This is a genomic window from Sphingomonas sp. ATCC 31555 (assembly GCF_000282895.1).
Taxonomy (GTDB): domain Bacteria; phylum Pseudomonadota; class Alphaproteobacteria; order Sphingomonadales; family Sphingomonadaceae; genus Sphingomonas.
This window is the reverse complement of record NZ_ALBQ01000007.1, coordinates 43,543-69,640: the sequence shown is the minus strand read 5'-3', so window position 1 is coordinate 69,640 and position 26,098 is coordinate 43,543. Positions and strand designations below refer to the sequence as shown.

Annotated in this window: 35 protein-coding genes; 18 read left to right on the top strand and 17 right to left on the bottom strand. The window is 64.5% G+C overall.

The window, feature by feature from the left end:
- Positions 1 to 124 precede the first annotated feature (124 nt).
- The 4 genes from B215_RS0103650 to B215_RS0103635 all read right to left on the bottom strand — a co-directional run bounded on the left by B215_RS0103650 (position 125) and on the right by B215_RS0103635 (position 3,653).
- On the bottom strand, positions 125 to 1,303 hold the full coding sequence (locus B215_RS0103650; RefSeq protein ID WP_004212877.1) for an efflux RND transporter periplasmic adaptor subunit: 1,179 nt from the start codon (positions 1,301 to 1,303) through the stop codon (positions 125 to 127).
- Positions 1,303 to 2,580, bottom strand: a complete 1,278-nt coding sequence (locus tag B215_RS0103645) for a TolC family protein (protein ID WP_026008904.1) — start codon at positions 2,578 to 2,580, stop codon at positions 1,303 to 1,305. Before B215_RS0103645 ends, B215_RS0103650 begins: the two co-directional genes overlap by 1 nt.
- 60 nt (positions 2,581 to 2,640) lie before the next feature.
- The gene (locus B215_RS0103640; protein ID WP_019368268.1) at positions 2,641 to 2,937 is read right to left on the bottom strand and encodes a hypothetical protein; all 297 of its coding nucleotides are present in this window, start codon (positions 2,935 to 2,937) and stop codon (positions 2,641 to 2,643) included.
- A gap of 65 nt (positions 2,938 to 3,002) precedes the next feature.
- Positions 3,003 to 3,653 (bottom strand): cation transporter, encoded by a 651-nt coding sequence (locus B215_RS0103635; protein WP_019368267.1) that lies wholly within the window; start codon positions 3,651 to 3,653, stop codon positions 3,003 to 3,005.
- A 73-nt stretch (positions 3,654 to 3,726) separates the two neighbouring features.
- Between B215_RS0103635 and B215_RS0103630 the strand changes: the two genes are divergently transcribed.
- The 3 genes from B215_RS0103630 to B215_RS0103620 all read left to right on the top strand — a co-directional run bounded on the left by B215_RS0103630 (position 3,727) and on the right by B215_RS0103620 (position 6,640).
- Positions 3,727 to 4,113, top strand: coding sequence for a MerR family transcriptional regulator (locus tag B215_RS0103630; protein WP_019368266.1), 387 nt, complete (start codon positions 3,727 to 3,729; stop codon positions 4,111 to 4,113).
- Between the two features lie 438 nt (positions 4,114 to 4,551).
- On the top strand, positions 4,552 to 4,743 hold the full coding sequence (locus B215_RS0103625; RefSeq protein ID WP_019368265.1) for a hypothetical protein: 192 nt from the start codon (positions 4,552 to 4,554) through the stop codon (positions 4,741 to 4,743).
- Between the two features lie 43 nt (positions 4,744 to 4,786).
- Entirely contained in the window at positions 4,787 to 6,640 is a 1,854-nt protein-coding gene (locus tag B215_RS0103620; RefSeq protein ID WP_019368264.1) for a ParB/RepB/Spo0J family partition protein, read from the top strand.
- Positions 6,641 to 6,812: 172 nt separating this feature from the next.
- Here the strand turns inward: B215_RS0103620 and B215_RS0103615 are convergent, their stop codons facing one another.
- From B215_RS0103615 to B215_RS0103610, 3 genes are all read right to left on the bottom strand, one after another.
- Entirely contained in the window at positions 6,813 to 7,178 is a 366-nt protein-coding gene (locus B215_RS0103615; protein ID WP_017503420.1) for a hypothetical protein, read from the bottom strand.
- Between the two features lie 164 nt (positions 7,179 to 7,342).
- Positions 7,343 to 7,582, bottom strand: coding sequence for a hypothetical protein (locus B215_RS21195; RefSeq protein ID WP_125977912.1), 240 nt, complete (start codon positions 7,580 to 7,582; stop codon positions 7,343 to 7,345).
- 74 nt (positions 7,583 to 7,656) lie between these two features.
- Positions 7,657 to 8,157 carry a hypothetical protein gene (locus B215_RS0103610; RefSeq protein WP_019368263.1) on the bottom strand — a complete coding sequence of 167 codons (501 nt, stop codon included), beginning with the start codon at positions 8,155 to 8,157 and terminating at the stop codon, positions 7,657 to 7,659.
- Positions 8,158 to 8,431: 274 nt separating this feature from the next.
- Between B215_RS0103610 and B215_RS0103605 the strand changes: the two genes are divergently transcribed.
- The 4 genes from B215_RS0103605 to B215_RS0103590 all read left to right on the top strand — a co-directional run bounded on the left by B215_RS0103605 (position 8,432) and on the right by B215_RS0103590 (position 11,093).
- Entirely contained in the window at positions 8,432 to 8,731 is a 300-nt protein-coding gene (locus B215_RS0103605; RefSeq protein ID WP_019368262.1) for a hypothetical protein, read from the top strand.
- Between the two features lie 299 nt (positions 8,732 to 9,030).
- Positions 9,031 to 9,417, top strand: a complete 387-nt coding sequence (locus tag B215_RS0103600; RefSeq protein ID WP_019368261.1) for a DUF3768 domain-containing protein — start codon at positions 9,031 to 9,033, stop codon at positions 9,415 to 9,417.
- A 126-nt stretch (positions 9,418 to 9,543) separates the two neighbouring features.
- Positions 9,544 to 9,801, top strand: coding sequence for a hypothetical protein (locus tag B215_RS0103595; protein ID WP_017503786.1), 258 nt, complete (start codon positions 9,544 to 9,546; stop codon positions 9,799 to 9,801).
- Positions 9,802 to 9,803: 2 nt separating this feature from the next.
- A complete protein-coding gene (locus tag B215_RS0103590; RefSeq protein ID WP_019368260.1) occupies positions 9,804 to 11,093 on the top strand; it encodes a Fic/DOC family protein in 1,290 nt (429 codons plus the stop codon).
- Positions 11,094 to 11,098: 5 nt separating this feature from the next.
- Here B215_RS0103590 and B215_RS0103585 read toward each other — a convergent pair whose 3' ends face one another.
- On the bottom strand, positions 11,099 to 12,361 hold the full coding sequence (locus B215_RS0103585; protein ID WP_026008903.1) for a Y-family DNA polymerase: 1,263 nt from the start codon (positions 12,359 to 12,361) through the stop codon (positions 11,099 to 11,101).
- 4 nt (positions 12,362 to 12,365) lie between these two features.
- On the bottom strand, positions 12,366 to 12,800 hold the full coding sequence (locus B215_RS0103580) for a LexA family protein (RefSeq protein ID WP_026008902.1): 435 nt from the start codon (positions 12,798 to 12,800) through the stop codon (positions 12,366 to 12,368).
- Positions 12,801 to 12,940: 140 nt separating this feature from the next.
- On the opposite strand from B215_RS0103580, the gene B215_RS0103575 reads away from it, so the two are divergent.
- A complete protein-coding gene (locus B215_RS0103575) occupies positions 12,941 to 13,141 on the top strand; it encodes a helix-hairpin-helix domain-containing protein (RefSeq protein WP_026008901.1) in 201 nt (66 codons plus the stop codon).
- Between the two features lie 9 nt (positions 13,142 to 13,150).
- Positions 13,151 to 13,810 (top strand): hypothetical protein, encoded by a 660-nt coding sequence (locus tag B215_RS0103570; protein WP_019368256.1) that lies wholly within the window; start codon positions 13,151 to 13,153, stop codon positions 13,808 to 13,810.
- Positions 13,811 to 14,120: 310 nt separating this feature from the next.
- Here B215_RS0103570 and arsH read toward each other — a convergent pair whose 3' ends face one another.
- The 6 genes from arsH to copC all read right to left on the bottom strand — a co-directional run bounded on the left by arsH (position 14,121) and on the right by copC (position 18,466).
- Positions 14,121 to 14,867 (bottom strand): arsenical resistance protein ArsH, encoded by a 747-nt coding sequence (arsH, locus tag B215_RS0103565; RefSeq protein WP_019368255.1) that lies wholly within the window; start codon positions 14,865 to 14,867, stop codon positions 14,121 to 14,123.
- Complete coding sequence (locus tag B215_RS0103560) at positions 14,867 to 16,153, bottom strand: arsenic transporter (protein WP_019368254.1); 1,287 nt, start codon at positions 16,151 to 16,153, stop codon at positions 14,867 to 14,869. The genes arsH and B215_RS0103560 overlap by 1 nt, the downstream gene beginning before the upstream one ends.
- Positions 16,153 to 16,632, bottom strand: coding sequence for an arsenate reductase (glutaredoxin) (gene arsC, locus B215_RS0103555; protein WP_173644882.1), 480 nt, complete (start codon positions 16,630 to 16,632; stop codon positions 16,153 to 16,155). The genes B215_RS0103560 and arsC overlap by 1 nt, the downstream gene beginning before the upstream one ends.
- Positions 16,593 to 16,925, bottom strand: coding sequence for an ArsR/SmtB family transcription factor (locus B215_RS0103550; RefSeq protein WP_019368252.1), 333 nt, complete (start codon positions 16,923 to 16,925; stop codon positions 16,593 to 16,595). Before B215_RS0103550 ends, arsC begins: the two co-directional genes overlap by 40 nt.
- Before the next feature lie 238 nt (positions 16,926 to 17,163).
- The gene (copD, locus tag B215_RS0103545) at positions 17,164 to 18,093 is read right to left on the bottom strand and encodes a copper homeostasis membrane protein CopD (protein ID WP_019368251.1); all 930 of its coding nucleotides are present in this window, start codon (positions 18,091 to 18,093) and stop codon (positions 17,164 to 17,166) included.
- 1 nt (position 18,094) lies between these two features.
- A complete protein-coding gene (copC, locus tag B215_RS0103540; protein ID WP_019368250.1) occupies positions 18,095 to 18,466 on the bottom strand; it encodes a copper homeostasis periplasmic binding protein CopC in 372 nt (123 codons plus the stop codon).
- Between the two features lie 119 nt (positions 18,467 to 18,585).
- Between copC and B215_RS0103535 the strand changes: the two genes are divergently transcribed.
- From B215_RS0103535 to B215_RS0103495, 9 genes are all read left to right on the top strand, one after another.
- Positions 18,586 to 18,858, top strand: a complete 273-nt coding sequence (locus B215_RS0103535; protein WP_019368249.1) for a hypothetical protein — start codon at positions 18,586 to 18,588, stop codon at positions 18,856 to 18,858.
- The gene (locus B215_RS0103530; RefSeq protein WP_019368248.1) at positions 18,855 to 19,295 is read left to right on the top strand and encodes a periplasmic heavy metal sensor; all 441 of its coding nucleotides are present in this window, start codon (positions 18,855 to 18,857) and stop codon (positions 19,293 to 19,295) included. Before B215_RS0103535 ends, B215_RS0103530 begins: the two co-directional genes overlap by 4 nt.
- The gene (locus B215_RS0103525) at positions 19,292 to 19,867 is read left to right on the top strand and encodes an RNA polymerase sigma factor (protein ID WP_019368247.1); all 576 of its coding nucleotides are present in this window, start codon (positions 19,292 to 19,294) and stop codon (positions 19,865 to 19,867) included. The genes B215_RS0103530 and B215_RS0103525 overlap by 4 nt, the downstream gene beginning before the upstream one ends.
- A gap of 60 nt (positions 19,868 to 19,927) precedes the next feature.
- Positions 19,928 to 21,919 carry a copper resistance system multicopper oxidase gene (locus tag B215_RS0103520; protein WP_019368246.1) on the top strand — a complete coding sequence of 664 codons (1,992 nt, stop codon included), beginning with the start codon at positions 19,928 to 19,930 and terminating at the stop codon, positions 21,917 to 21,919.
- Positions 21,916 to 23,127, top strand: coding sequence for a copper resistance protein B (locus B215_RS0103515; RefSeq protein WP_026008900.1), 1,212 nt, complete (start codon positions 21,916 to 21,918; stop codon positions 23,125 to 23,127). Before B215_RS0103520 ends, B215_RS0103515 begins: the two co-directional genes overlap by 4 nt.
- 8 nt (positions 23,128 to 23,135) lie before the next feature.
- On the top strand, positions 23,136 to 23,864 hold the full coding sequence (locus tag B215_RS0103510) for a PepSY domain-containing protein (protein WP_019368244.1): 729 nt from the start codon (positions 23,136 to 23,138) through the stop codon (positions 23,862 to 23,864).
- Between the two features lie 32 nt (positions 23,865 to 23,896).
- Complete coding sequence (locus B215_RS0103505) at positions 23,897 to 24,499, top strand: DUF305 domain-containing protein (RefSeq protein WP_019368243.1); 603 nt, start codon at positions 23,897 to 23,899, stop codon at positions 24,497 to 24,499.
- A 96-nt stretch (positions 24,500 to 24,595) separates the two neighbouring features.
- Entirely contained in the window at positions 24,596 to 24,958 is a 363-nt protein-coding gene (locus B215_RS0103500; RefSeq protein ID WP_037512961.1) for a DUF305 domain-containing protein, read from the top strand.
- 91 nt (positions 24,959 to 25,049) lie between these two features.
- A complete protein-coding gene (locus B215_RS0103495) occupies positions 25,050 to 25,457 on the top strand; it encodes a DUF411 domain-containing protein (protein WP_019368241.1) in 408 nt (135 codons plus the stop codon).
- Between the two features lie 42 nt (positions 25,458 to 25,499).
- On the opposite strand, the gene B215_RS0103490 is transcribed toward B215_RS0103495, so the two are convergent.
- Together B215_RS0103490 and B215_RS21190 are read right to left on the bottom strand one after the other, a co-directional pair.
- Complete coding sequence (locus B215_RS0103490) at positions 25,500 to 25,697, bottom strand: hypothetical protein (RefSeq protein ID WP_019368240.1); 198 nt, start codon at positions 25,695 to 25,697, stop codon at positions 25,500 to 25,502.
- Between the two features lie 40 nt (positions 25,698 to 25,737).
- Positions 25,738 to 26,094, bottom strand: coding sequence for a hypothetical protein (locus tag B215_RS21190; RefSeq protein WP_095687571.1), 357 nt, complete (start codon positions 26,092 to 26,094; stop codon positions 25,738 to 25,740).
- Between the last annotated feature and the right edge of the window lie 4 nt (positions 26,095 to 26,098).

The window sequence follows — 26,098 nt, the reverse complement described above, 5'->3', positions numbered from 1 at the left end:
CCGGCACCGCGTCGATCGGTAGCCGGTAGAGGGAAAAGGCGCCGATGGCGGCGACGATGACGGTGAGGAGCAGGACTAGCCAGCGCTTCTCGACCGCCCAGGTTACGATACGGGCGATCATGGCTTAATCCTCGTGGCTCGCTTCGCCCTTGCCGATCTCGGCCTTGAGCGTGAAACTTCCGGTGGTGGCGATCTGTTCGTTGCCGGTCAGGCCCGACCGGACGATCACCGTGTCGCCCGACGCATCGCCGAGCTGGACCGGGGTCGCCTTGAAGCCGGTGGGCGTGCGCACGAACACGACCGACTTGCCCTCGAAACTCTGGACCGCCGTCGTCGGCACGCGGACCGCCCCGCTGCCGCCGCTGCCCGTGAGCTGCACGGCTGCCGTCACAGGCTCGCCGACCCGCCATTCGCCACCGCGATTGTCGAGGGTGGCGAGCGCAGGCACGAGCCGCGTCTGCGGATCAAGCGCCGGCGACACGAAGGTCACGCGGGCGGTCGCCTGACGGCCTGCCGCCTTCACCAGCACCGTATTGCCGGGACGCACCCGGCCCGCATCCTCGGGCTTGAGATTAAGCGCGATCGACACCTGGCTCAGGTTGGCGATGCGATAGAGTTCGGCATCCGCCGCGACCGTTTGTCCCAGCGTCACGGGGCGCGCAATGATCTGGCCCGAGATCGGCGCGGCAATGCCGAGCCGGTTGAGCCCGCCGCCGCCGACACCCGCCGCCGAAACCATGCTCTGCGCCTGCGTCAGGGCGATCCGCGCCTCCGTCGCCGCTGTGCGGGCGGCGATCAGATCCTGTTCAGGGGAGACTCTCTGCGCGAACAGCCGCTGTTCGCGCGCGAGGTTCGAATTAGCGAGCTGAAGCCGCGCCCGCGCCGCCTCGACCTCGCCCTTGATCTGCGCCGCCTCGCGGCTTTCGATGACCGCAATGGTCTGGCCGCGTCCGACCGATTGGCCGAGGTTACGGGTGAGCGCGACCACGCGTCCCGCAATTGCGGCCGAGACGACCTGCGTTCCCTGTGGGTCGCCCTCGATGATCGCGGGCAGCTCGATCGTCCCGGCCCCGCCGATGATCGGCCGTCCGACCTGGACGCCCGCTGTGGCGATCTGGTCGGCACCCAATGTGACGACGCCTTCACCGGCATGACCGCCTTCAGCACCGCCCTTTTCCGTGCCCGCTGCCGTCTCATTGGCAGCTGCGCCTTCGGCAGTTGCCTCGTTTCCGCCATCCTTGCCGCCGCAGGCAGCCAAGAGCAGGGCGAGCGACGCCGCGCCCGCGAGATAAAAGCTCTTCATCACTGATTCCCCCCATTGGGCGCACGAGCGGTCAGTCGCTCCACTTGCGCGCGGGCATTCTGGTACTTGGCAAGCGCATCGATCGCGGCGACCCGCGTCTCGGCGAGTGTGCGTTCCGCATCGAGCAATTCGAGCTGGCCGAACTTGCCCTCGCGATAACCGATCCGCGCGATGCGGGCCGCCTCCTGTGCAGCCGCCAGCGCCGGCCCCGACGCCGCACGAGCCGTCGTTGCGGCATTGGCCGCCTGCGCCTGCGCGTCCGTGATCGCCTGTTCGATGTCGAGCGCGGTCACGCGACGTTGTGCATCCGCCTGCGTCCGCTGCGCGGTCGCCTGCGCGATCGCCGCGCGACCATTGTTGAACACCGGGATCGGGATCGACACGGTGAACACCGCCGCCATGTCATTGGTCGCTTCCAGTCGGCGGATCGCAGGCCCGACATTGAGGTCAGGGACGCGATTGGCGCGCGCAAGCCGCACGCCCGCTTCCGCGATCGAGAAATCCGCGTTCGCCGCCGCCAGCGCGAGCGTGCCGGTCGCCTCGACCGGTGCCACCGGCCCATAAATGTTCGCCCCCGGCAGGCGATCGAGCAGCGTGTCATCGAGCGCACCGTCAATCGGTCGACCGATCCGGCGCGCCAGATTGGCCCGCGCCGCCTCCGCCAAGCGAAGCTGCCGCTCCACATTGGCGTCGGCATTGATGCGCGCGACATCTGCGCGCTGTTGCTCGAGCGGGGAGGCCCGCCCCGCCTGCACGCGAACGCTCGCGGCCCGCAGCGCGTCGCTGGCGATCCGGGCCTGGTCGCGGGCTGTTGTAACCCGGCGATCGGCCGCGACCGCCTCGACATAAAGCTGCGTCACCTGAAGCCGGACATCTGCCGCGATGATCGCGGCCTGGATCTCGGCCCGGGACAATTGCGCATTGGCGACCGCGACGCGGGCGCCGCGCTTGCCGCCTAGCTCGATCGGGATCGCAAAGCCGACCGTGGATTCCGCGCTGCGGACCCCACGATACGGCCCCGAGCCGATGACATTCTCAACCTGGCCTTGGACAACCGGGTTGGGCCGCAGTCCGGCGACCGTGCGGCCCGCACGGGCCGCATCGACCGCGGCTGTCGCCGCTTCGGCAGCAGGGGCCGAACCGCCCGCTGCACTGACCGCTTGGTCAAGCGTGTAGACCGGCGCGTCCTGCGCAAAAGGCGCGGACGGTCCGACCTGCGCCTGCGCCATAGTGGCGCACGACGCTGCGGCCAGCATGGCCGAGAGGATACGATGCATGAAAATAGGACTCCTGACGATGATCGACAGGGGCGCGCCAACGCACGCCCAAATCGGACGTCAGGCTTGGGGGGGCCTCAAATGGACCATGCCGGTGCGGCCGTCGAGCGACGCAGAGGCGGAGATTGTCGGCTTGGGCACTGTGAGGACGGGGGTATATTCCATCGTCGTGCGCGCAGGCGCGCCGACGTCGTGTCCGTGACAATAATTGTGATGATGCGGGACATTCTTGTCCGAATCCGATGGCACTTGATCGATGTCGCCATCGGTATGGATTGTGAACTCGACGCCCGCGATGCTTCCCCCCGCCAGATCGGCGGCATGAGCCATGCCGGAGAAGCTGGTGAGGACCAGCATCAGGCATGTCAGGAGAGGCAAAAAGGCTCGCACGAACCCGCCCTTACCACGGAGAGGTTTCCATGTCATTGCAATAACTCGCGAGCCGGTGCCTTCGCGGCACGCCATGCCGGCCAGGCTTCCCCAAGCACGCGCCATGCCGAGCGCAGGAAGATCACGGCGATCAACCCGCCGACGATGATGTCCGGCCAAGCCGAGCCGGTCAGGCCGACCAATCCGGCAGCCGCGAGAACCCCGACGTTTGACGCGACATCATTGCGCGAGCACTCGAACGTGCTCGACATGTTCACATTCTCACGACGGAAGCGCCAGAGCAGCGCGAGGCAGATTAGGTTCGCAACCAGCGCGGCGCTGCCAACCCCGAGCATCAAGCCCGATGCCGGAGGAACGCCGTTCGCAATCTTGTCAGCGATCTCGAAAATGACCGCGACGCCGAAAGCCAGGATGATGCCACCCTTCGCCAGTGCTGCCCCCGCCCCCCAGCGCGCACCCCGATGCAATGCATAGAGACTGAGCGCATAGACCACCGCGTCGCCGAACATGTCGACCGAATCCGCCATCAAGGCAGAGGAACGCGCGACGACGCCGCCGCCAAACTCGACCACGAACATCGCGAGATTGATGAGCATCACGATGATGAGCACGCGGCGCTGCTCGGCCTTGCGACCAAGTTCCGCGATCGTGTCGCGTTTTGATGAGCAACATGCGTCTGCCATTATCGAAGCTCGATTCGTGGATCAGACGCCCTATATGAACCCTCATCCTACTAGAGGGTCAAGAGGTTCGGCGATGAAAATCGGTGAGATCGCAAAGCGCACTGGGTTGAAGATAGAGACGGTCCGTTTCTACGAGGCAGAAGGGCTGGTTCCCGCTCCCATCCGTAGCGGTGGCAACTATCGACTCTATGATCGCTCGCACCTTGATCGCCTGTCGTTCATCAAACGCTCGCGTGATCTGGGTTTCACCCTGGATCAGGTTCGTGCGCTCCTGCGGCTTTCAGATGATCCGCGCGGTTCCTGTGCCGAGGCCGACCAGATAGCTGCGGTCCACATCGCGGAAATCGATCGCAAGCTGGCCGACCTTACAGCGCTGAGGTCGGAAATCGCGCAGTGGGGTGACACCTGCAACGCCAGCATCGTTGCCGAATGCAAGGTTATCGACGCCCTGTCGCATTGAACCAAACCAAGTCGGGCGCGACCCTGCCGGGCACGGCTCTATCGGCGCCCTGGCGTACGCCGACCGAGCCACCGTGCCGGCGTCTCGGCCCAAAGGGTAACGATCCTCGCGTGAGGTGTGCCACATGGCACACCTGTCGCCGCTGCCCGATGGGCGCGACTTCACTCGCCTAGCGCCGCGGCCCTCCCCCGGAGGCCCGCCAGCGCGGGGAACAACAAGGGCTGCTGCCCTTTCGTTCCCGAAGGAAAATAGACGCCCCCGTGTTGTCCGCCAAGCGCGGCACCCGACGCCCAGATGGGCGTCGGCCGCGCTAGGGCGGCCTGCCCGCGCCAAGGCCATCGATTTTCCTCCTCCCTCCCCATCCCGCTCCTCGCCGGAGAGGCAGACCCGGTTGCTGCGGCAACCGGCTTTCAGCCGCAGGAAGAAGGAGAAAGGACAATGGCTTACACCCGATACAAGGGCGATCCCTACTGGAAACGGGCCAAGGTGGGCGGGACCAGTGCAGACGGCACCCCCTACGCCAAAGGCGACCGCGTGTTCTTCTATCCACGATCCGGCGCGACCTATGCAGGCGACGCCGCGTCCCGCGCATCAGCCGAGTTCGACGAGCTGGCAAGCCTCGAAGGCTGACCCTTTCCCCCCAATCGACACCACAGATCACAGGAGTTTCATCATGGGTATCACCACCATCAAGCTGTCGCAGCTTCGCCTTTCCCCGCTCAATCAGCGGCGCGTGAAGCCTTCCGCCGTGGAAGCGATGGCCGACGACATTGCCGCGCACGGCCTGTTGCAGAACCTTGTCGCCTACGAGGACGAGGGCCTGTTCTATGTGTTCGCCGGAGGGCGGCGCTATCGGGGCCTCAAGGAACTGGCGAAGCGCAAGCGGATCAAGAACAGCGACACCTTCCCCGTCGAGGTCCGCACCAAGGAAGAGGCCATCGAACTGTCGCTCGCGGAGAACTTCCAGCGCGAGGACATGCACCCCGCCGACAGCATCCGCGCCTTTGCGGCACTGCGCGACACTGGCATGGACGCCGAGGAAATCGCAGCCCGGTTCGGTCAGGCAGTCAGCTTCGTCTACAAGATGCTTCGCCTTTCCGCGCTCGCACCCACGCTGATCGACCTGATCGCCAAGGACCAGTTGTCGCTTGAGGCGGCGCGCGCGCTCACCCTCACCGAGGATCACGACCAGCAGATCAAGGTCTGCAAGGCGGCGAATGGTCACGCCCACACCATCCGGCGGATGCTCACCACGGAGAAGGTGGACACCACCAGCGGTGCGTTTCTTTTCGTCGGACGCGATGCCTATGAGGCGAAGGGCGGGACGATCACGGTGGACCTGTTCAGCCAAGGAGCGGAGGGCTTTGCCGACCAGCCCGAGCTTGTGCAGGAACTGGCCGAAGAAAAGCTGGACGGCATTGCGGATGAATATCGAGCGATCGGTTGGCACGAGGTCCGCGCCACGCTGGAACGGCCCTATGATCTCTACATGAAGGGCAGCATCTATCCGGCCACCCGCGAGCCGACCGAGGACGAGGTGGCGCGGCTTGCCGCCATCGATGCCGAAATCGAGGCGATTGCCGAGGCCGAGGGCGAAGATAGCGACGGCATCGAGCCGCTGTCCGACGAGCGCGACACCATCACCGAAGGAATGCGGGCGTTCAATGCGGAGCAGGTCGCAGTCGGGGGCGTGGCGCTATGGGTTTCGCATGACGGTTCGCTCGGCAAGAGCTTCTATCGCGCCAAGGCCGAGGCGAAGCCCAAAGCGAGCAGCGGTGAACCCCAACCCCTCTATAGCAACAGCCTGTTCGCGGACCTGACCCGCATCAAGACGCAGATCGTGCAGGAAGCCGTCGCGGCCGACCCGGCGCTGGCGCTCGACATCATGCTGGACAGCCTTGCAGGCCAGTTGCTCCACGGCGCGCACAGCTACCAAATGGCCCTTGAGGTTCAGGCCAAGACGGTCGCGACCGATGTGGCCGACGAGCTTATGGCAACGAGCGACGTTCGCCCCGTCGAGGAAGTGATGGCGACCCGCTTCGCATCGATCCCCACCGAAGGCCGGTTCGACGCAATCCGCGCCATGACCAGCGACGACAAGATGGCATTGCTGGCGGGCCTTGTCGCCATGACCGTTGACGGCACTGTGTTCGCGGGTGGCTCCCCCGGCAGTCGGCATCACCATTTCGAGCAGATCGCGCGCGCGACCGGCGTGGACATCGCAGCCCGTTGGACCGCCCCCATCGCACTGTTCGACAAGATGCGACGAGCCGCGATGATCGACCTGTTGCGCGAGGAATGCGGTGCTTCCAGCGCCGAGAATTGCGCGACCATCAAGAAGAAGGGTGATCTTGCCGTCAATGTGTCGGGACGGCTTCCGGGAGGGTGGCTACCTGCCCCCATGAAGATTGGCGCGTTCGATCAGCCCGAGGCCGACCCGGAGGATTTCGACACCGACATGGACGGTGACGGGATCGAGGACGACGACATGGAGCGCGGCGAATTTGCCGACGATGAAATGGCCTGATCTGATCGGGGGGCCGGTGATAATCGGCCCCCTTCCCTCTGTCTCAGCAGCGCCCTCGCCGCCAGCGCGACAGCCATGCCCCGCATGGCTGTCGCGCCCGCTGCCCTTGCAGGCCAGCGCGCGCCGCCCGCCCACAAGGGACGGGCGGCGCGATTGCGGCTAAGTTATAGCCTCAGTCGTAGTGTGGGCCATCCACGTGCGTGCCGCTGAAATCCACGCCGCGCCGCGTCGCCACGAGGTCGAAGCGCTTGAAGAAGGCGAGGGCTTCTCCTGGCGTAACGCGCACCTCGACGGCGCGCACCGCTGCCGGAGCAGGCTCAAATTCAGCAGATCGAAGGAGGTATGCCACCAGCGACACGTCAGTCACAGGGGTGCCCCGGTTCTCTCCGGAAGCGATCCTGAATCCTACGACACGCTCGTCACTTTCGGCCTTCCCCAAGGACACCAGATAATCGGCAAGCGCCACGTTGTCGGAAATGTCCGCCGCAACAGTCCCCTTGAAATCGTTATATTGGACGCCAGCGTTGAAGGTATCCATTCCATTTCCCCGTTCTGCTATTTCGCGCGAGCCGATCTCGCTGCGCTCCTACCTAATGCTGCGCGCCGTCATTCGTCGCTTGAAACAGCCACGAGCATATAAGTCCGCGTTTAGCGCTGCCGGGAGCCGCAAAAGCAAAGGGCGGAAGACCGCTCTCCCGCCCCCTACTGGTGACGCTGGCGCAACTGCGCCGATGGTGCGGGGCCGGCCACACCAGCAGACCAGCCAACGATCAGTGCCCAGACGGTTTCGAAAGAAACAGAACAGAGCTTCATCACGTTAGTCACTGGGTTCAGGTTGGTGTTCTTGACCTTGTGCGCCTTGCGAGCGCGAGATTTTGAACGTGTAATCATAGGCAATCCCTCCATGAAGATGACGCTCGCATAGCGAAGCGCCAGGGCCAAAAAGAGGACACCGATAATCAGCCAGCCTGCGGGAATTGAACCCCCCAGCACCCCGAAGCCACGAAGGCCAGCTCCTAAGTAGGTTCGTGGGTTCGCATGTTCAATGTTCGCATAGGTGTGCCACGTGGCACACCCTCGTTCGCCATGATCGAGCGCGCTTCGAACCACGCGAACAGGTCCGCCACAGCGCGCCGGCGATAGGCATTGAGCCATCGACGACGCCGATGCTCGTCAGCATCGTGGATCATGTGGCACCGCTGGCAGAGCGCAGCCAGGTTGCGCGGGGCGTTGTCGGTCGGATCATGGTTGAGGTGGGCGCAGGCGATATAGACCCGCGTGATACGGACGATCGCCACGAGGTCTATCGCCCCGACCCTGATCCGCCTTCCGCGCCCGTCTCGCCATTGCCGACGATCCATGTCCCACCACCGTCCGTCGCCCAAGTGGAATACGCGCTGACCATGCGGGCGATGGCAATGCTCGCACCGCCCATTGGCGCGGCCGAAGCGAATGGCTCTCGACAGCTCGGGCCAGTCGATCGGGTAAAGCCAGCGATGTTCGGCCATGATCGGCATGACAATTCTATGAGTCAGCGGGAACGAGAACGAAAGCAGAAAATCACCTGATCGACCGCCCTGGTGGGCGGGCGTTGTTTGGTAGGGCTGTCCGTCAGTCTCCTCCCATCGTGAGGGACGCGGCCCGCCGCCTCAAGGATCAGCGGTCCCCCCAATTCACTGCGTAAATCGGCTCCCCCGCTGTCCGGCAAGCCGGCCGCTTCGCGGTCCTGTGACCCGGCGTTCCGCGCACCTCCCGCTGTCGTCGCCAATCACGGCAACACGGAGGTTTTCCATGTCCCATCATCGCCTGTTTGCGCAGCTCGCCTTCGAGCGTGCGCTTGGGATGGCCGCGCTCAATGCGCTGGCTCAGGCCGTTGCCGAGTGCGACCAATTCCGCGCCGTAGGCCGCGAGCGCGACCCGATCCATTTCTGGGTTCTGGCCGGTGAACTGGAAGACGTGGTGCAAGATCGCATCCGCGACGTGTTGGATGGTCCTGGCCTTGCCGTCGTCGAGCGCGGCGAGCTTTTCCATCAGCCCCGCATCGTCGAGCTGGTGATCGCCGCTCGCGACGCACGCACCGCGCCGTCATGACGGCGCGCTTGCGCGCAAGAATGCCGTGCGGAGATCCGCACCGCGCCGTCCTCGCCGCCCGCGCATCGCGCGATCGGCGCGAGGGAACACCAAGGGCGCCGCCCTTTCGTTCCCGAACGACAATCGACCGCCCGTGTAATCCGCCAAGCACGGCACCCGGCGCAAAGCGCCGACCGCACTAGGGCGGCTCGCCCGCGCCAGCAGTAGATTCTCGCTCCCCCTCCCCATCCCGTCCTCGCCGGACAGGCAGGGCCGTGAGGCCGAGCGGCCTTGCGGCCCATGCAGCAGGAGGATCAGTTATGCGCAGCCCCGAACAACTCGACACCATCCGTCGCCTGAACGATGCGGCCCGGAGCAATCCCGGCACGGCTTCCATTGCCAACGTCACGCTAGGGTTTCAGTCCCTTCCCGATGCCGACCGCTTTGCGGCACTGGCGGCGATCGTGGGATTTTCCCGGTTCGACGGAGACAATGACCCCTATGGGGAACATGATTTCGGCGCGGTCTATCGCCTCGCGACGGGAGGGTGGACGCAGGAGCGGCCCAAAGACGAGAAGACGATTGCCGAGACAGTGTTCTGGAAAGTGGATTACTACGATAATACGCTCACCTATGGCAGCGAAGTGCCGTGGGATGAGCACCAGACCAAGCGTGTGCTGACCATCATGTTAGCCAACGAATACTGATAGTTGCGGCGATCATCCCGCGCCCGAACGGGCGCGGGACATGGTGAACCGAGTGACTGCCGCGTCGAGTGATTTGTTGAGGAATCGCGCCGGGGAGAGTAAGGTTAAGATAGAAAGGATGACGCGATGGCCCAGATCGATATTGAAGCGCTGCGCGAGCGCATCCGCCAGATGGATTTCGAACGCGGCACTCCCGAACAGATCGCGCTCTGGCGCGAGGATGTCGCGGAGTCCCGCGCCAATCTCGTGATTGAAGACATGACGCCGACCATCGATGAAGACGCGATGTTCGCGATGATGCTCGACGAGGGTGTGCCTCCCGCACTCATGCCCTCGATCATCCTTAGTCTCTATCCGCCCGGAACCCGCCAGATCGCTGCCTGACATTGGCAAGCGATCCTTACACGTATCCCGGCACCGAGACGCTTCGAAACCGGCTCGGGCTCACCGATGAAAAGACGCTCATCGAAGCTGAGCGGCGCCTAACGCAGGCGCGCGGCGCAGAGGCCGCGCGCCTGACTTTTCCAGCGACGACCGACGGCTATCGCGCGCTTCACAAGCATCTGTTTCAAGACCTCTATGATTGGGCGGGGCAGGACCGGACCGTCAACATCGCCAAGGGCGGCTCGAGCTTCGCAGCCGTGCCCTATGTCGCGCGTGAACTCGACAAGCGGTTTGCCGACATGGGCGCGCAAAGCGGCTTTCGCGGACTTCCTCGAGACGAGTTTTTCGACCGGCTCGGCGACCACATCAACGAGATCAACGCCATCCATCCTTTCCGCGAAGGTAATGGGCGCACCATGCGCCACCACGCGGCGCAGCTCGCGCGCGAGGCCGGACACCCGATCCGCATCGCCGCGATCGACAAAGACAAGTGGATGGAGGCATCCCGGCACGGCTTTCTAACGGGGGATCATCGCGGCATGGCCGCGGTTCTTTCCGCAGCGGCAGTCAAGCGCGACCTCGCGCCCGAGGCGCGCATCGGTCCCGCCGGGATTGCCATGCTTCCGAACCGCGCGCCACCCGAGGGGCAACGCTATCGCGTCACCCTCGCTAAGGCGCGCGAAGAACTGGAACGCTACCTGCCCGCCGCCCGACAGCAGGCGGCCGAACGATTGCGCGAATTGATCGGAGAAAGCGCGCCATCTACTGCCATCGCGAATGCACGAACCGAGCTTGCCTATGTCCGGCACGCCAAGGGTCCGATCTACCAGTCCCACCTTTTGACCTATCTCGGCGTGCGGCAGGTCGATGCCGTCGTTACCGCCCAACAAACGCCCCTTGAGCGTGTGCGTGAGATCGGGGCCGCCCTGGGCGTGCAGATCAACGGTCAGCAATCGGCGCAGCTTCAACGCGCCGTGCGGGCGCTGGAGCGGCCGATCCTCCCCCCCGGCCATTCACCCGGGCAAGAGCGGCTTGCCGAGCTTTTCATCAAGAACACGCCCGAAAAGAACCATGCCGATCCACGCCTTTCGCCCGCGCAAGCGATTGTCGATGCCGCCATGAAGACGGCGGCCAATCGGGGTGAAAGCGCCCGCATGGTCGCAACGATCAGGGAGTCGACGCGCCAGCTCGTCGCCGATCGGATCAAGGCTGGCGGTTCACTGGACGGCGAGATCGGCCGCGCGGCGCAGGTGCAGGCACCTGCACCGCGCGATAAGGACCGGAGCCGCTAACGGCTTCATCGCGCAACGGGTATCTCCCCGATCCGGGTCGTCCATGCCGGGCTCTTCTGTGATCGCTTCGTATCGAACGACCGCGCACCGCACCCCTGCGCCGCCAAGATGACCGTGTTTCTCCCAAACCGGCTATTGAGACCATCCATTGCCGCCAACAGCGCGGGTGCCTTGGGATCGGCTGTCGCAAAGAGGTCCGCCTGCCCCGCCCCTTCCGCTGTCAGATCCTCCAGCAAGACGCCGCATTTGGTATAGACGCCTCCCGGTTGAAACATCGCTTCCATCATCTTCCCCGCGATCCCCACGATGATGCGCGGATCGTTGGTCGGCGGGGACAGCCGCGCCGATCGGGATGCCGAAGGCGGGTTCGGGCGATAACGCGAGCCATGTGCGAAGGCGATCAACCGGCTCGCCGCCAGTCCTTGCGCGCGTATCTTCTCGGCCGCACGCGCTGCGCGGCGCGCCATCGCTTCGCGCAGCTCGGCGAGATCGGAGACGGGCGCGCCAAATTGCCGCGTCACTGCGGTCGCCTTGAGCGGTTCGGGCGCCACCTTGAAGTCGTCGCACTCGATCCCACCCAGCTCGCGCACGAGCCGTTCCAGCACCACCGTTCCCACATCGCGTGCGACCGCCGGAGGTAGCGCGGCCAAGTCCGCCGTCGTCTTCACACCGAGCGGGCGGAGCCGCGCTGCCAGCGCGTGCCCGATGCCCCACACTTCTCCTACCGGCCATTGGTCGAACAGACGCCGGCGCAGCTCGACGTCGTGGAGATCGACCACCCCTCCCCACACCTTCTCGGTCGCCTTCGCCAAGGCGTTTGCCACCTTGGATAACGTGCGGGTCGGACCCAAGCCGATCCGGGTCGGCAGGCCGACCGATCGCGCTATATCCTCGCGGACCGCGTGCGCGGCCACGACGTTGCCGAGGCCGTCCGGCAGCACCGGCAGCCGGAAAAAGCTTTCGTCGATCGAGTAGATCTCCACCATATCGGAGTGATCGGCGATGACCGCGTTGAAGCGTCGATTGAGGTCGGCATACAGTTCATAATTGCTCGATCGGAGCTGGATTCCGTGGCGTTTGATCCGATCGCGCATCTTGAAGACCGGGTCGCCCATACGGACGTGCAGCGCCTTCGCCTCTTCACTGCGCGCGATCGCGCAGCCATCGTTGTTGGACAAGACGATGACGGGCACATCGCGCAGGGCCGGATCGAACAATCGCTCCGCGCTGACGTAGAAATTGGCTATGTCGACGATTGCCCATGACACGGCGCTAGCGTCGATAGTCGCGGACGCCGGTCCGCACGACACCCCATATCTCCACCCCTTCCACGGGTGTCGGCTCGTAGATTTGCTGCGCGTTCCGCGCTTCCAGGAGGAGGTCGCCGCGTCTCCGGCAGAGCTGACGGCACACGAAGCCGCCATCCACGATCGCAATAACGATATGCCCCTCGACGGGGCGCGTGTCGCGATCGACCACCACGACGTCGTTGTCGTGGATGCCAGCGTCGATCATGCTCGATCCGCTGATGCGGAAGACGAAACTTGCCGCCCGATCGAGCCGCAGCAACTCGATCAGGCTTATGGCGTCGTCCTGCCAGTCTTGGGCAGGGCTTGGAAAGCCGGCTCCTGCTGCACCAACGATCCGGAGAATGGTCCCCTGCGGCACGTCGGCAAGCGGGACCGGCTGCATCAGAGGCAGCATCAGAGATTCCCTTCACCCTCCATTGTAACACTCGCGCGAACGAAAGGGGAACAGGAGAGTTGAACCATTCGCCGCAACGCGGGGGACGGTTCCTCTTGCGACCGTCGCGACAGATGGCACGATGCGCGTTCAAGGAGATCACGATGCCCGCCACCAACGTCAATACCGCCAGCGCCGCAGAACTCGACGCTGTTCCGGGTCTCAATGGGCATGGCCCGGAGATCGTGCGCTACCGCGAGGAGCGCGGCGGCTTCAGCGATTTGCGCCAACTGGAGGAAGTGCCCGGACTTGCCGGAAAGGTCGACGGCAGCAGCGCGGCCCTTACCGTGGGCGACGCGAATTGAGAGACGAGCATGAGTGACACGGACGCAGATGACGACGACGATGGCGCCTATTATGTCGTACCCGAAGAGGCGATCCAGTATCTGCCGCGAGAATGGCAAGAAGCGATCTACGCGCGTGCCGAGGACGGTCGCAAAGTCTTGGAAGCCGCCGACAAGGAGCTGAAACAGCTCTCGCGACTATCGCTGTCCTTCTACCACGTGACGGTCCTGAAGCACATCAGGGACAAGCTGGCCGTCTATCGTTTCAAGGCGGATATGGCCGCGTTCCTCGAATTGGACATGCTAACGACCGCCTTCGTCGCCACCTATGTCCGGCTTCACACCGGAGGGAGCGGCAGCGGCTTCGCTCGCGACGCGCTGCCCGAGGCGTTGCGCAGCGCCCATGACGAAATCATCGATATGCGGAACAAGCGATATGCCCATGTTGCAGAACACGATTCCGTCAACGATGAAATGGAGATCCAGGAGGATGAAGGGCGCTTCATCGTCAATCTAGGCTTCCGCTTCGGGTTCTATATCGGAGGGTCGAACGACTGGACGAAGCTCGTCGATGCGCTCGACGAGATATTCGCCGAGCGAGGTCAAAAGATCGTCGAGCGGCTTCAGGCCAGGACCGGTAGAGAATGGTCGATCGCGCAAGGCCCCCCTCCCGACGCGACGCCGACCTGACTGGAGGGGGCGCAGCCGGCACGGGGTCTAAGGATCGGTCCTTAGCGTGTCATTCCGCCCCGAGCCGGAACCGATTGAGGTGCATAGATTGCGTGACGGGTTAGGTGACACCGCTCGATGCCGATCGAGCCGGACAGGCGCTCCGTCACACATACGCACGTTTGCGGATCGTCCCGTTTCTCCATCTTCAACTGGCCATGTTGGGAAAACCCATTGGGGAACAGACTTGGGAAAACCGTGCAGTCGCGACGCGCGCGATCAGCGCAAACTCCCCGGCTGTCTCGCTACGGGTTCCCAATCGAGAAAGGCGTCAGGACTGTGGCGCGGTCGCGATGTTCGACAGGTCCGTGGCCGGATTGATCGGCATCCCGGCCTCCCTGCGCTCCGAGTAGCGATCGATAAGCTGGACGGTGTGGGGGCGCAGCAGGACGGTAAAGCGCACCAGTTCCTCCATCAAGTCCACGATCCGATCGTAATAGCTAGACGGCTTCATGCGACCGGCGTCGTCAAACTCGTTGAACGCCTTAGCGATGCTCGATTGGTTGGGGATCGTCACCATCCGCATCCATCGGCCCAACACGCGCAGCGTGTTGACGCTGTTGAACGACTGCGACCCGGCCGACACCTGCATCACGGCGAGCGTGCGGCCCTGCGTCGGACGCATCCCACCCATCGAGAGCGGCAAGTGGTCGATCTGCAACTTCATGATGCCGGTGATCTGTCCGTGCCGTTCGGGGCTGCACCATACCTGCCCTTCCGACCACATCGATAGCTCGCGCAACTCATGGACGGCCGGGTGATCGTCGCCAGCGTGCTGATCAGGTAGCGGGAGGGTGGACGGATCGAAGAGGCGCGTTTCGCAGCCGAAAAAGCGGAGCAGACGCGCCGCTTCCTCGACGCACAGCCGGGAATAGGATCGTTCGCGCAGCGAGCCATAGAGCAGGAGAATACGCGGCGCCGGATCGATCGCGCCCAGCCCCAGCGCCGGCCGCTGGATGGCATAGGCGGTATCGAGTGCCGGCAGATATTCGGGGTCGGCAAGGTCGCGAAGGGGCATCAGGTAAGTCCGATCCGCAGCGCGAGCGCGGCAAGGGTGATGAGCAGGACGGGCACGGTGAGCGTGACCCCGACCCGGAAATAATAGCCCCATCCGATCCGCACGCCCTTCTGCCCCAAGACGTGCAGCCACAGCAGCGTGGCGAGTGAGCCGATCGGCGTCAGCTTGGGGCCGAGATCGCAGCCGATCACGTTGGCGTAGATCATTGCTTCCCTGATCGCGCCCGTCGCGTGGGTCGCGTCGATCGAGAGCGCGCCTAACAGCACGGTCGGCATGTTGTTCATCATCGACGACAAGACGGCCGCGATCACGCCCGTTCCCAGCGCCGCGCCCCACACCCCGCCTTGGGCGGGGCGGTCGAGCAGCGCCGCCAGATGATCGGTCAGGCCCGCGTTCCGCAGGCCATAGACGACCAGGTACATGCCGAGCGAGAATATGACGACCTGCCACGGCGCGCCGCGCAGCACCTTGCCGGTCTGGATGACATGGCCTCGCCCCGCAGTCACCAGCAGCAAGATCGCGCCGGCAACGGCTACGGCGCTGACCGGGACGCCGAGCGGTTCCAGCAGAAAGAAGCCGGCGAGCAGCAGGGCAAGGACGATCCATCCGGCGCGGAAGGTCGTGGTGTCGCGGATTGCGGCACCGGGCGCACGCAGCGCGGCCACGTCGTAATTTCGCGGTATATCACGTCGAAAGAAGATCAGCAGCGCGCCCAGTGTGGCGGCAATCGACACCAGATCGACCGGCACCATCACGGCTGCATAGTCACCGAACCCGATCTTGAAGAAGTCAGCCGACACGATGTTAACGAGGTTCGACACGACCAGCGGCAGGCTTGCGGTGTCGGCGATGAACCCGGCCGCCATGACGAAAGCCAGCGTCGCCTTGTCCTTGAACCCCAGCGCCCGCAGCATGGCGATGACGATCGGTGTCAGGATCAGCGCCGCACCATCATTGGCGAATAGCGCGGACACCGCCGCGCCGAGCAGCACGGTCAGGACGAACAGCCGACGACCATGCCCCCCGCCCCAGCGGGCGACGTACAGCGCCGCCCATTCAAAGAACCCGGCTTCATCCAGCAACAGGCTGATGACGATGATCGCAACGAACGCGGCCGTCGCGTTCCAGACGATGCCCCATACTACCGGCACGTCGGACAAGGTGACGACGCCTGCGAGCAGCGCCACGACGGCCCCGCCTATCGCGCTCCACCCGATGCCGAGGCCTTTGGGTTGCCAGATGACGAGCGCGATCGTCGCGACGAAGATCAGGACGGCAAGAAGCATCAGGCGACGCGCTGGCCCGAAGCATCAACCACCTGTTCGCCGTCTTCCTTGGCAAACGCGGCAAGCTGGCCACTCGGCAACAGATCGAGGACGGCTTCGGAAGGGCGGCACAGCTTCACGCCGAGCGGCGAGACGACCAGCGGCCGGTTGATGAGGATCGGATGCGCCATCATCGCGTCCACCAGCGCGTCGTCGGACAGGAACGTGTCGCCTAGGCCCAGCTCCGCATAGGGGGTTCCCTTCTCGCGCAGCAGCTCGCGAGGCGTCATGCCGGCGCGGTCGATCAGCTCGACCAGCAGCGCGCGTGCGGGCGGGGTTTTCAGATACTCGACCACATGCGGTTCGATGCCGGCATTGCGGATCATGGCGAGGGCGTTGCGTGACGTGCCGCACGCAGGGTTGTGATAGATGACGATATCAATGGCCAAGGGGCGTCCTTTCAGCAGCAAGGGGCGAGTTCGGCGAGGAGCGGCACACATAGTTCGGGCGAGCCGGCGCAGCAGTCCTTGACGAGAAACAGGGTCAGCGCGCGCAGGCCGCCCAGATCGGCGCGGTAGATGATCGACCGGCTATGCCGTTCGGATCGGACCAAGCCGGCGCGGGCGAGGATACCGAGGTGCGCCGACATAGTGTTTTGCGGCACGTCAAGCTGACGGGCGATTTCACCGGCCGCCAGTCCGGTCGGTTCATGGCGAACCAGCAAGCGAAACACATCGAGCCGTGTTCCCTGTGCGAGCGCACCAAGAGCAGCGATTGCCGAATCGATTTCCATATATCCAGCATAGCAGATATATCGGTTAACGCTATTGTCTCGCGCCTGTTGGTAGATCACGTGTCTCGCCACTCACCCGCAACGGGTTTCGGGAGGACTAAGGGCGTCCCAAAACTCGATCCCAGTTGGGAAGGGCTGCATGACCTTGCCGGCCCTTCGGCTGAAAGGTTGCGCGGAAGAATGCGAGAAGATGGTCGCGTAAGTGGCGTCGGGCGACCTTGATCGGTCGCCCTACTCTTCACATCGCCGACATGGGTGGTTCGAGCGTTCCCAGCCATGCGACGAGCGCGAGGATCGTAATGGCACTGACCGCCTCGATCCCGAGGCTGCGCCGTAAAGCGCTGAGTGCGCCGCGTTGATCGCTACCCGGCAGCGCTTGCTCCAATGCGGGCGTCAGCCGGAAGCGATTGAGCGATGCCAGCACCAGCATCGCGCCGAACAAGACGAGCTTGGCGAGCAGGAGCTGGCCGTAAAGGGATGTGGCGAGCTTTGGAAGGTTGCCTACACCGACTAGCAGCCATGTATTGACGAGGCCGGTAACGATAATGGTGCCGACCACGATCGTACCGACCAGGCCGAACCCGTGCAGTACACGATGCGTAAGCGTCAGATGAGCCGCGTCGGCCCGGCGGGTAGGGCGAGCCACAAGCAGGACAAGGCCAAACAGCGCCCCGACCCAAGCACCGGCTGCGAGCAGGTGGAGAATATCGGCAAGGAGGTGAGCCCAGCCTTTTGCGCCCTCATCCATCGCACCGTGCCCGGTCCAGGCGAGTGTCGCCAGCGCCACAGCGCTGGCGATCACCACGACGCCGAGGAGAGGCGCACGTCCGGCCGCCGCCAAGGCGGCGACCGACGCCACGACCAGCGCGGTCATGCGTGCTTCCCATGCCGTGCCTATGGTCGACCCGGAAAGCAGCATTCCGATCGCCTCGCGATCGATTGGCCAGGGCGGTGTGCCCGCCATCGCCGCAGCGAGTAGCGCGAGTGCGATGGCGGAGAGCAGAAGGCCCAGCAAACCGAGACCGACGAGCCAGAGGCGCAACGCGAGCGCGCTGGCGCGCTCGCGTCCCTTGAGGCCGTAGAGGCCGAATGCCGACAGGCCGAACAGCCCGCCCAGCGCCAGAAAGAGCGCGAAGCGTACAGCGATCAGCGGCCAGTCGGTTTCCACGTCACTTGACCGCGAAGGTGTAGTTGCCGGCGACGCGGTGGGTGTCGCTCGACACGACATGCCATGCAACGGTGTAGCGGCCCGGAGCGAGCGGCGCCTTGGGCGTAAGGACAAGCGTGCTGCCGTCACCGGCGACGGCTGCCGTCGTCGTGATCTTCATCGGCGCGTGCGTTGCCCCGCCATGTCCGGTCATCATGAGATCGGCGCCGGAGAACTTCGGCATCAGCTTTTCGCTGAAACGCAGCTCGATACGGGCAGGCTTGTCGACGGTCGCATTCGCGGTCGGCGAGGCTGTCACGAGTTTCGGATGAGCCTGCGCTGCGCTGGCGATGCCGAGAAGGGCGAGGGCGGTAGGGAGGAAGATGCTACGCATGAGATTACTCCGTGGGTTCGTGCCCTATCTACGCGCCCCGGTCGCGCACCCCTTAGCCGCCCGATGAGGGATGTCGGGCAATCCTGCGTATGAAATGCTAGTGGGGTGGAGTGGAAAGCATGGACGAACTGGACAGAGCATTGGCGAGGCTGGCGGGCGCACCCGCCCCTGCCGCGCTGGACGGCATCGAGACGCGGGTACTTGCACGGATCGGCTCGCGGCCCGTCGTGCGGCAGGCCGGCATCGGTCTTGGCGTAGTGACGGCAGCGGCGCTTGCGATCGGCATCGTCGGAGCCGAGCTGCCCGTCGCTGCCCGCCCGACCGTTTCCCTGGCCCCGCTTGGCGGAGCGTCGCCGCTTGCGCCTTCCTCCTTGCTCCTGGGTGAGCAATGACCTCGACGACGCGCATCGTTCTCGGTGTCGTGCTCGCCTTTCTGGCCGCGATCGGAGGCGTGTTCGTCGGGCGGGCGCTGTTGCCGCAGCCCAAGCAGCCAGGTGCCGCGCTGCATGACGTATTGCACCACAAGCTGACGCTCGACGACGGCCAGCAGGCACGGTTGAAGGTGCTGGAAGATCGCTTCGCGATGCAGCGGCGTGCGCTCGAGCTCGAAATGCGCGCTGCCAACACCCGGCTCGCCGAGGCGATCCAAACCGAACATGGCAATGGCCTCAAGGTCGCAGCCGCGGTGGACCAGAGCCATGCGGCGATGGGCGAGCTGCAAAAGGCGACGCTCGCGCATATCTTCGCCATGCGGCAGTTGCTGCGACCCGATCAGACCTCCCAATTTGATGCCGCGGTGGTGAAGGCACTCACCGACGGTCAGGGGTGAGCATCGACTGGACCGCATTGTCTGACGGCGAACTGGCGACGCTCAGTATCGCCGGCCGTCAGGCGGCCTTTGCGGAAATCATGCGCCGTTACCGTCAGCCGGTTTTTCGGCTCGCGCGTGCCTCTGTAGGCGAAACCGATGAAGCGCTTGATCTGGTTCAGGAAACCTTTGTTGCCGCGCATCAGGCGTTGCCGCGCTACGACACGCAGCGCGCGATGAAGGCATGGCTGTCGACGATCGCGATCAACAAATGCCGGGATTGGGCGAGGAAGCGCGCCGTTCGCCGTTTTCTGTCCTTCGGCTTCGCGGCGGAGGATCAGGCTGACACCCTTCCCGACAACGCCGTGCCGATCGATGACAGTGCAGCCGATCGCCAGGAGCTTGATCGGGTGACGCGCGCTATCTCGACGTTGCCGGTCAATCTGAAGGAGCCGCTGGTGCTGCGGACGATCGAGGGCTTGAGCCAGGCGGAGACGGCCGAGGTGTTGGGTATCAGCCAGAAGGCGGTCGAAACCCGCCTTTATCGCGCGCGGGCGCAGCTCATGGAAAAGTTGAACGCGGCTAAGGGATGATCGGGCGAGACGCGTAGAAGGGGTGAGGGCCGATCGCGGCCCGACCCTTGAGGAGCTTCGATGTCGCGCGTTCTCGATCGCCGCCAAGTGCTGCGCGGTGCCACCATGGCGGGAGGCGGCCTTGCCCTGTCGGCCTATATGCCGGCGTGGGCGCAATCCGTTTCCGCTGGTATCGCCAAACCGTTGCCGACCGTCTCGGGCGAGGACATTACGCTGAGGGTCGCGCATCAGAAGATGATGATCGACGGGCGGGAAAGCCACGCGATTGGCATCAACGGCACCGTGCCGGCACCGCTGATCCGCCTGCGCGAAGGCCAGAATGTGCGCCTTCATGTCGTCAACGACCTGGACGAAGAAACCTCGATCCACTGGCACGGCCTGCTGGTGCCGTTTCAGATGGACGGTGTTCCTGGCATCAGCTTTCCCGGCATTCCAGCGCGCTCGACCTTCACCTACGAATTTCCGATCATCCAGAGCGGCACTTACTGGTATCACAGCCATTCGGGGCTTCAGGAACAGGACGGTCACTACGGGCCGATCCTGATCGATCCCAAGGACCCGGACCCGGTGCAGTTCGATCGCGAGCACGTCATCGTGCTATCCGATCACAGCTTCCAGCATTCGCATTACCTGTTCGACCGGCTCAAGAAGGAGTCGGGCTATTTCAACCGCCAGCGCCAGACCTTGGCCGGCTTGCTCGCGGGCAAGGATCAGCCGCTCAAAGAGCGGTTGATGTGGGGCAAGATGCGGATGGACCCAGCTGACGTCGCCGACGTGACCGGATCGACCTACACCTATCTGGTCAACGGTCATGGGCCGCGCGACAACTGGACCGCGCTGTTCAAGCCCGGCGAGCGGGTCCGGCTCCGCTTCATCAACGCATCGTCCATGACGACCTTCAACGTCCGCATTCCGGGCCTGCCGATGACGATCGTCGCAGCGGACGGCCTGAACGTGCGGCCGGTCCAGATCGATGAGTTCCAGTTCGGTCCCGCCGAAACCTATGATGCGATCGTTACGCCTCCCGACATGCGCGCGTACACGCTCGTCGGCGAAAGTGTTGACCGCTCTGGCCAAGCCCGGGCCACGCTCGCGCCGCGTGAGGGCATGGCTGCCGAGGTTCCTCCCCTCCGCAAGCGTCCGCTCGCGACCATGAAGGACATGGGCATGGGCGGCCACGACATGGGCACCATGGATCACGGCGCCATGCAAGGCATGGGGAACGGTGCGGCGGGCGCGCAGGCCGGTTCGATGGCGGGCATGGACCATAGCGCGATGAACCATGGTGCCGGTGCCGGCTCGATGCAGGGGATGAATCATTCCCAGATGAACCACGGCACGGCCGCTGCCGCTGCCGGAGGGATGGCCGGAATGGCGATGCCGCAGGGTCAAAGCGGCACGATGGCCGGGATGGATCATGGCTCGGGCGCAATGCCCGGCATGGCAGGCGATCAGTCGATGGCCGGCATGGACATGGGTGGCATGGACATGGGCAACATGAACATGCGCGACTTCTCGAAGGCACCGGAGGTGAAGAAGGGGCCGGGCGTTCAGACCATCTCGGCTATGCCGGTGGACCGCACCGGCGATCCGGGTCAGGGGCTGGAGAATGTCGGCCACCGCGTGCTGACCTATCGCGATCTGATGGCGCTCGACCGCAACCCCGATACGCGGGCACCAGAGCGCGAGATCAAGCTTCACCTCACCGGCAACATGGAACGCTACATGTGGGGCTTCGACGGCGAAAAGCTGTCAGAGAACCCCGATCCGATCACGCTGCTGCATGGCGAGCGGGTGCGCGTCACCCTCATCAACGACACGATGATGGGCCACCCGATCCACATTCACGGTCACTTCTTCGAGCTGGTGACGGGGAAAGGCGCCTATGCGCCCCGAAAGCATACTGTGCTGGTCCAACCGGGCGGAACTGTCAGTTGGGACGTGACGGGAGAGGAAGGCGACTGGGCGTTCCACTGCCACATGCTCTACCACATGCACGCGGGCATGATGCGTGTCGTCCAGGTCCGCAAGGCCGGGGAGGCCGCAGCATGAGCCGGTCGATCCTCCTTGCCGGTTTGGCATCAGCGATCATCGCTGTTCCTGCCTTCGCACAGAGCATGGACCATTCCATGCACGACATGCCGGGCATGACCATGCCGGCCAAGCCTGCCGCCAAGGCCGCCCCGAAACCCGCGCGGAAAGCCGCCGCGAAGCCGGCATCCAAGCGCAAGGCACCTGCCAGAAAGACGGCGTCCCGACGTGCGCAGGCCCAAGCTCCGGCGACTGACCCGCACGCCGGTCACGATATGAGCGGGATGCAGGGGATGGACATGGGCGGCCAGCAGTCGGCCCCCGCCTCGAACCCGCACGCGGGCCACGATATGTCGGCCATGCCCGGCATGGGTGCCCCGGCAGGAACGGCGCAGGACCAACACGCCGGCCACGACATGAACGCGATGCCGGGCATGGCGATGAACGGCGATCAGGGCGGCGCTAAAGTCGGGACCGACCTGCCCCCCGGCAATAAGCCCGCACCCGCTCCCTCCGGCGATCATCTTGCCGATCGTTTCTGGGGTGCGAAGGCGATGGCGACCTCCCGCGAGGACGATCTGCGTCGCGAGCATGGCGGGATGACCTACTATCAGGTGCTCTTCAATCTGGCCGAGTACCAGGCTCGCAAGGGTAGCGACGGGTATCGTTGGGATGGCGAGGCGTGGGTCGGAGGCGACATTGATCGCCTGTGGCTGAAGTCGGAGGGCGAAGGCAGTTTCGGCAAGTCGCTCGACAGCGCCGAGGTTCAGGCGCTCTACAGCCATGCACTCGACCCCTATTGGAACCTCCAGGCGGGCGTCCGCTACGACATCAAACCCAACCCTTCCCGGACCTATGCGACCGTGGGTATCGAGGGGCTGGCACCTTACTGGTTCGAGGTAGAAGGTGCGCTGTTCCTGTCGAACAAGGGCGAGGTGCTGGGTCGTGCTGAGGGCTATTACGATCAGCGCATCACCAATTATTTCACGCTTCAGCCAAGGGTCGAAGCCAACTTCTCTGCGCAGGACGTGCCGGAGACAGGCACCGGGTCGGGGCTTACCGATCTGGAGGCAGGCCTGAGGCTTCGGTATGAAGGCCGGCGCGAGCTGGCGCCGTATATCGGCGTGTCGTGGGAACGGCAGTTCGGCGACACCGCGCGCTTCACGCGGGCACGCGGCGGTGACACCGGCGGGTTCAGCTTCGTCGCTGGCGTGAGGACCTGGTTCTGAGCCCGCGGTTGCGCCTCCACATCGGGGCGAGCAAGGTCCATCGCTGGCTTGCTCTCCTGATCGGGGCGCAGGTGATCGTATGGTTCACCAGCGGACTCATTATGAGCCTGCTGCCGATCGACACGGTTCACGGCGATCACCGGATCGATCGCAATGCCGAGCCGGCGCTGTCGATCGACCAAACCTTTGCACCCGTTCCTGCCCTGCTCGCGAATGCCGGCGTGCCTGTCCGTCAGCTTCAACACCGGATGCTGCTCGGCCGACCCGTCGTTGAGGCGCAGCTTGCCGATGGCAAAATCCGGTTGCTCGACGCCCGGACGGCTGCGCCGCTCCCACCGATCGACATGAGGGCCGCGGCGGCCATCGCCGGCAGGGCCTATCGAGGCGGACCCGCAGTTCCGACGATGGAGCGGGTGGAGCGCCCGAGCACCGAATATCGCGGCAGCCTTCCCGCATGGCGCGCATCGTTCCCTGACAAAGATGCGACGCGCATCTACGTGTCGGCGGAAACCGGCCGGCTGACCTCGGTGCGTACCGGAACGTGGCGGCTCTACGACTTCTTCTGGGGCCTCCATATCATGGACTGGACCGAGCACGAACGCTTCAACACGCCGTGGCTGATGGCCTTTGCGGCGGGGGGCCTCGTGTTCGGCGTCGCGGGTGCGATCCTCCTGTTCATGCGCTGGCCGCGACGCAGGCGGAGAAAAGTGCAAGGGACAGCCCGAACCGCCGCGTAGTTTCTTTGGGGGGTGCCAAAGGAGAACGAGCGATGGACCACGACCAGCACCGATCCGGCCAGGGTGGCGGGATGGGCATGAGCTACGGGCGGTTCGCCGCCATGATAGCGACATCGACCGTCGTGATGTTCGGGTTGATGTACCTGAACACCTATGCCCTGAGCCACGTCGAGTACAGTCAGACCCGGACGTGGATGGCGATCGTCATGGGTGCCGTGATGGCGATCATCATGCTCGGTTTCATGTGGGGCATGTACCCGAACCGCCGCGCCAATCTCGGCATCGTGGCAGGCGCCGTCATCGTGTTCACCGGCGCGCTGTGGCTTGTCCGCAGCCAGGACACAGTCGGTGACGTTGCCTACATGAAGGCGATGATCCCGCACCACTCGATCGCGATCATGACGAGCGAACGGGCACACATCAAAGACCCGGAAGTGCGTAAGCTCGCTGACGGCATCATCGACGCCCAGGTTCGCGAAATTACGCAGATGAAGCGGATGATCGCCCGACTGGAAGCGAACCCCACGCCCCCGAACGCGCCGGACCTGCCTTCCTATCGCGACCGGCAGGTGCCGCCCCCGCCCCCCGAGACGGATCAGAGCACCGGCATCAACACCTTGCAGCCGGTCCGATAGATTTACCGTTGGTTGAGGGGTGGCGTGCTGGTGCACGTACCTTTTCGCATGGGCGGGGGTAACGTGGAGAAATCAGACATGAAGACAATCGCGATCATGACCGCCGCCCTGTTCGCCGCCGCCCCGGCATTGGCGCAGCAGACCGGGCATCAGGGGATGGATCATCAGGGAATGAACCATGCAGGCATGATGCAGCCGAGCGCGGCCAATCCCTACGGCCCCGACATGATGAAGATGCACGAGCGGATGATGGCGGCAAAGGGTGCCGACGCCGGCGAGACGTGGATTCGTCAGATGATCGAGCATCACCGCGGCGCGATCACGATGTCGCAGACGGCACTTCGCAGTACCCGGAATGCGGAAATCCGTCGTGAGGCGCAGAAGACGATCGACAGCCAGAACCGTGAGATCGCGACGTTGAACGCCATGCTTCGCAAAATGGGCAAGAACCCGCAGTAACCGACCCGCCCTCGCCTTTGGGCGACACAAGTCAGCTATTGGAGAGCCGATGATGAGCCGACCTTTTCGTGCTGCGATAGCCGCCTTGTTGATGGGGCTTCCCGCGACCGCGATGGCCGCAGCCGACATTGCCATGCACCGCGATCCGGGGTGTGGTTGCTGCGAGAAGTGGGCTGAGCAGGTCCGCCAGCAGTTCGGCCGCAAGGTGCGGATCATCGACGATGCCAATCGCGGCGCTTTGCAGCGTCGCGTCGGCGTCCCGGCGGATCAGCTATCCTGTCATACCGCCATCGTCGACGGCATGGCCTTCGAGGGCCATGTTCCGATCGCTGACATGAAGCGCGTTCTGGCGCAGCGTCCCAAAGGCGTCAGTGGGCTGGCAGTCGGCGGGATGCCGCTCGGGTCGCCCGGCATGGAGGTAGCGGGCATGAAGGCCCAGCCCTTCTCCGTCATCGCGTTCGGCCCGGGCGGTCGCCGCGTCTATGCCCGGCATGGTTAGGTAGCTGGCGGGAGCGATGAACCGCTCCCGCCCGCCGTCAGATCAGTGCTTCATGCCCGACATGTCGTGGCCAGCGTGATCGCCGCCCTTCTTCATGTCCGCGCAGCAATCCTTCTTGCAGCAGTCGCTGCCGTCCTTGCAGCAGGTCTTGTCCGCGCCGCAGCAGCCGGCATCGGCCGCGAATGCAACGCCGGGGATCGCCAGCGCCAGGGCAGCGCCGATCAACTTGAACTTGGTCATTGGTAACTCCGTCGATTGAATGTGTGGGTAGTTCGGATCGTCACACAGCTCGCGGAGGGGGTGTTGCAGGCGGAACGGGCATTCCCATCAATCCCGCAACAGGTAGTGGTTTGAGCGCGATGCGGATCGGAGCGTTAGGTCCGGTCTGCGCCAACGCTTCACTCTGAACTGCCATGCAGGGCGTCGAGCAGGCTGCTTGTTGCGGGGCCTTCGTGGGTTTGTGACTTCCCTCGCAATCGGCCATCTCGGATGCGACCGGCGCGGCGTTCGCCACGGCCTCGCAGATCGGGCCGAGGTGCAGGACAAGCATCACCGCCAGCATGGTCAGCACCGCCAGGCGAAGCGGGCGGGCAAGGCGGTTCAATCGACGCTCCACAGGCTTATCGATCCCGATCACCGTT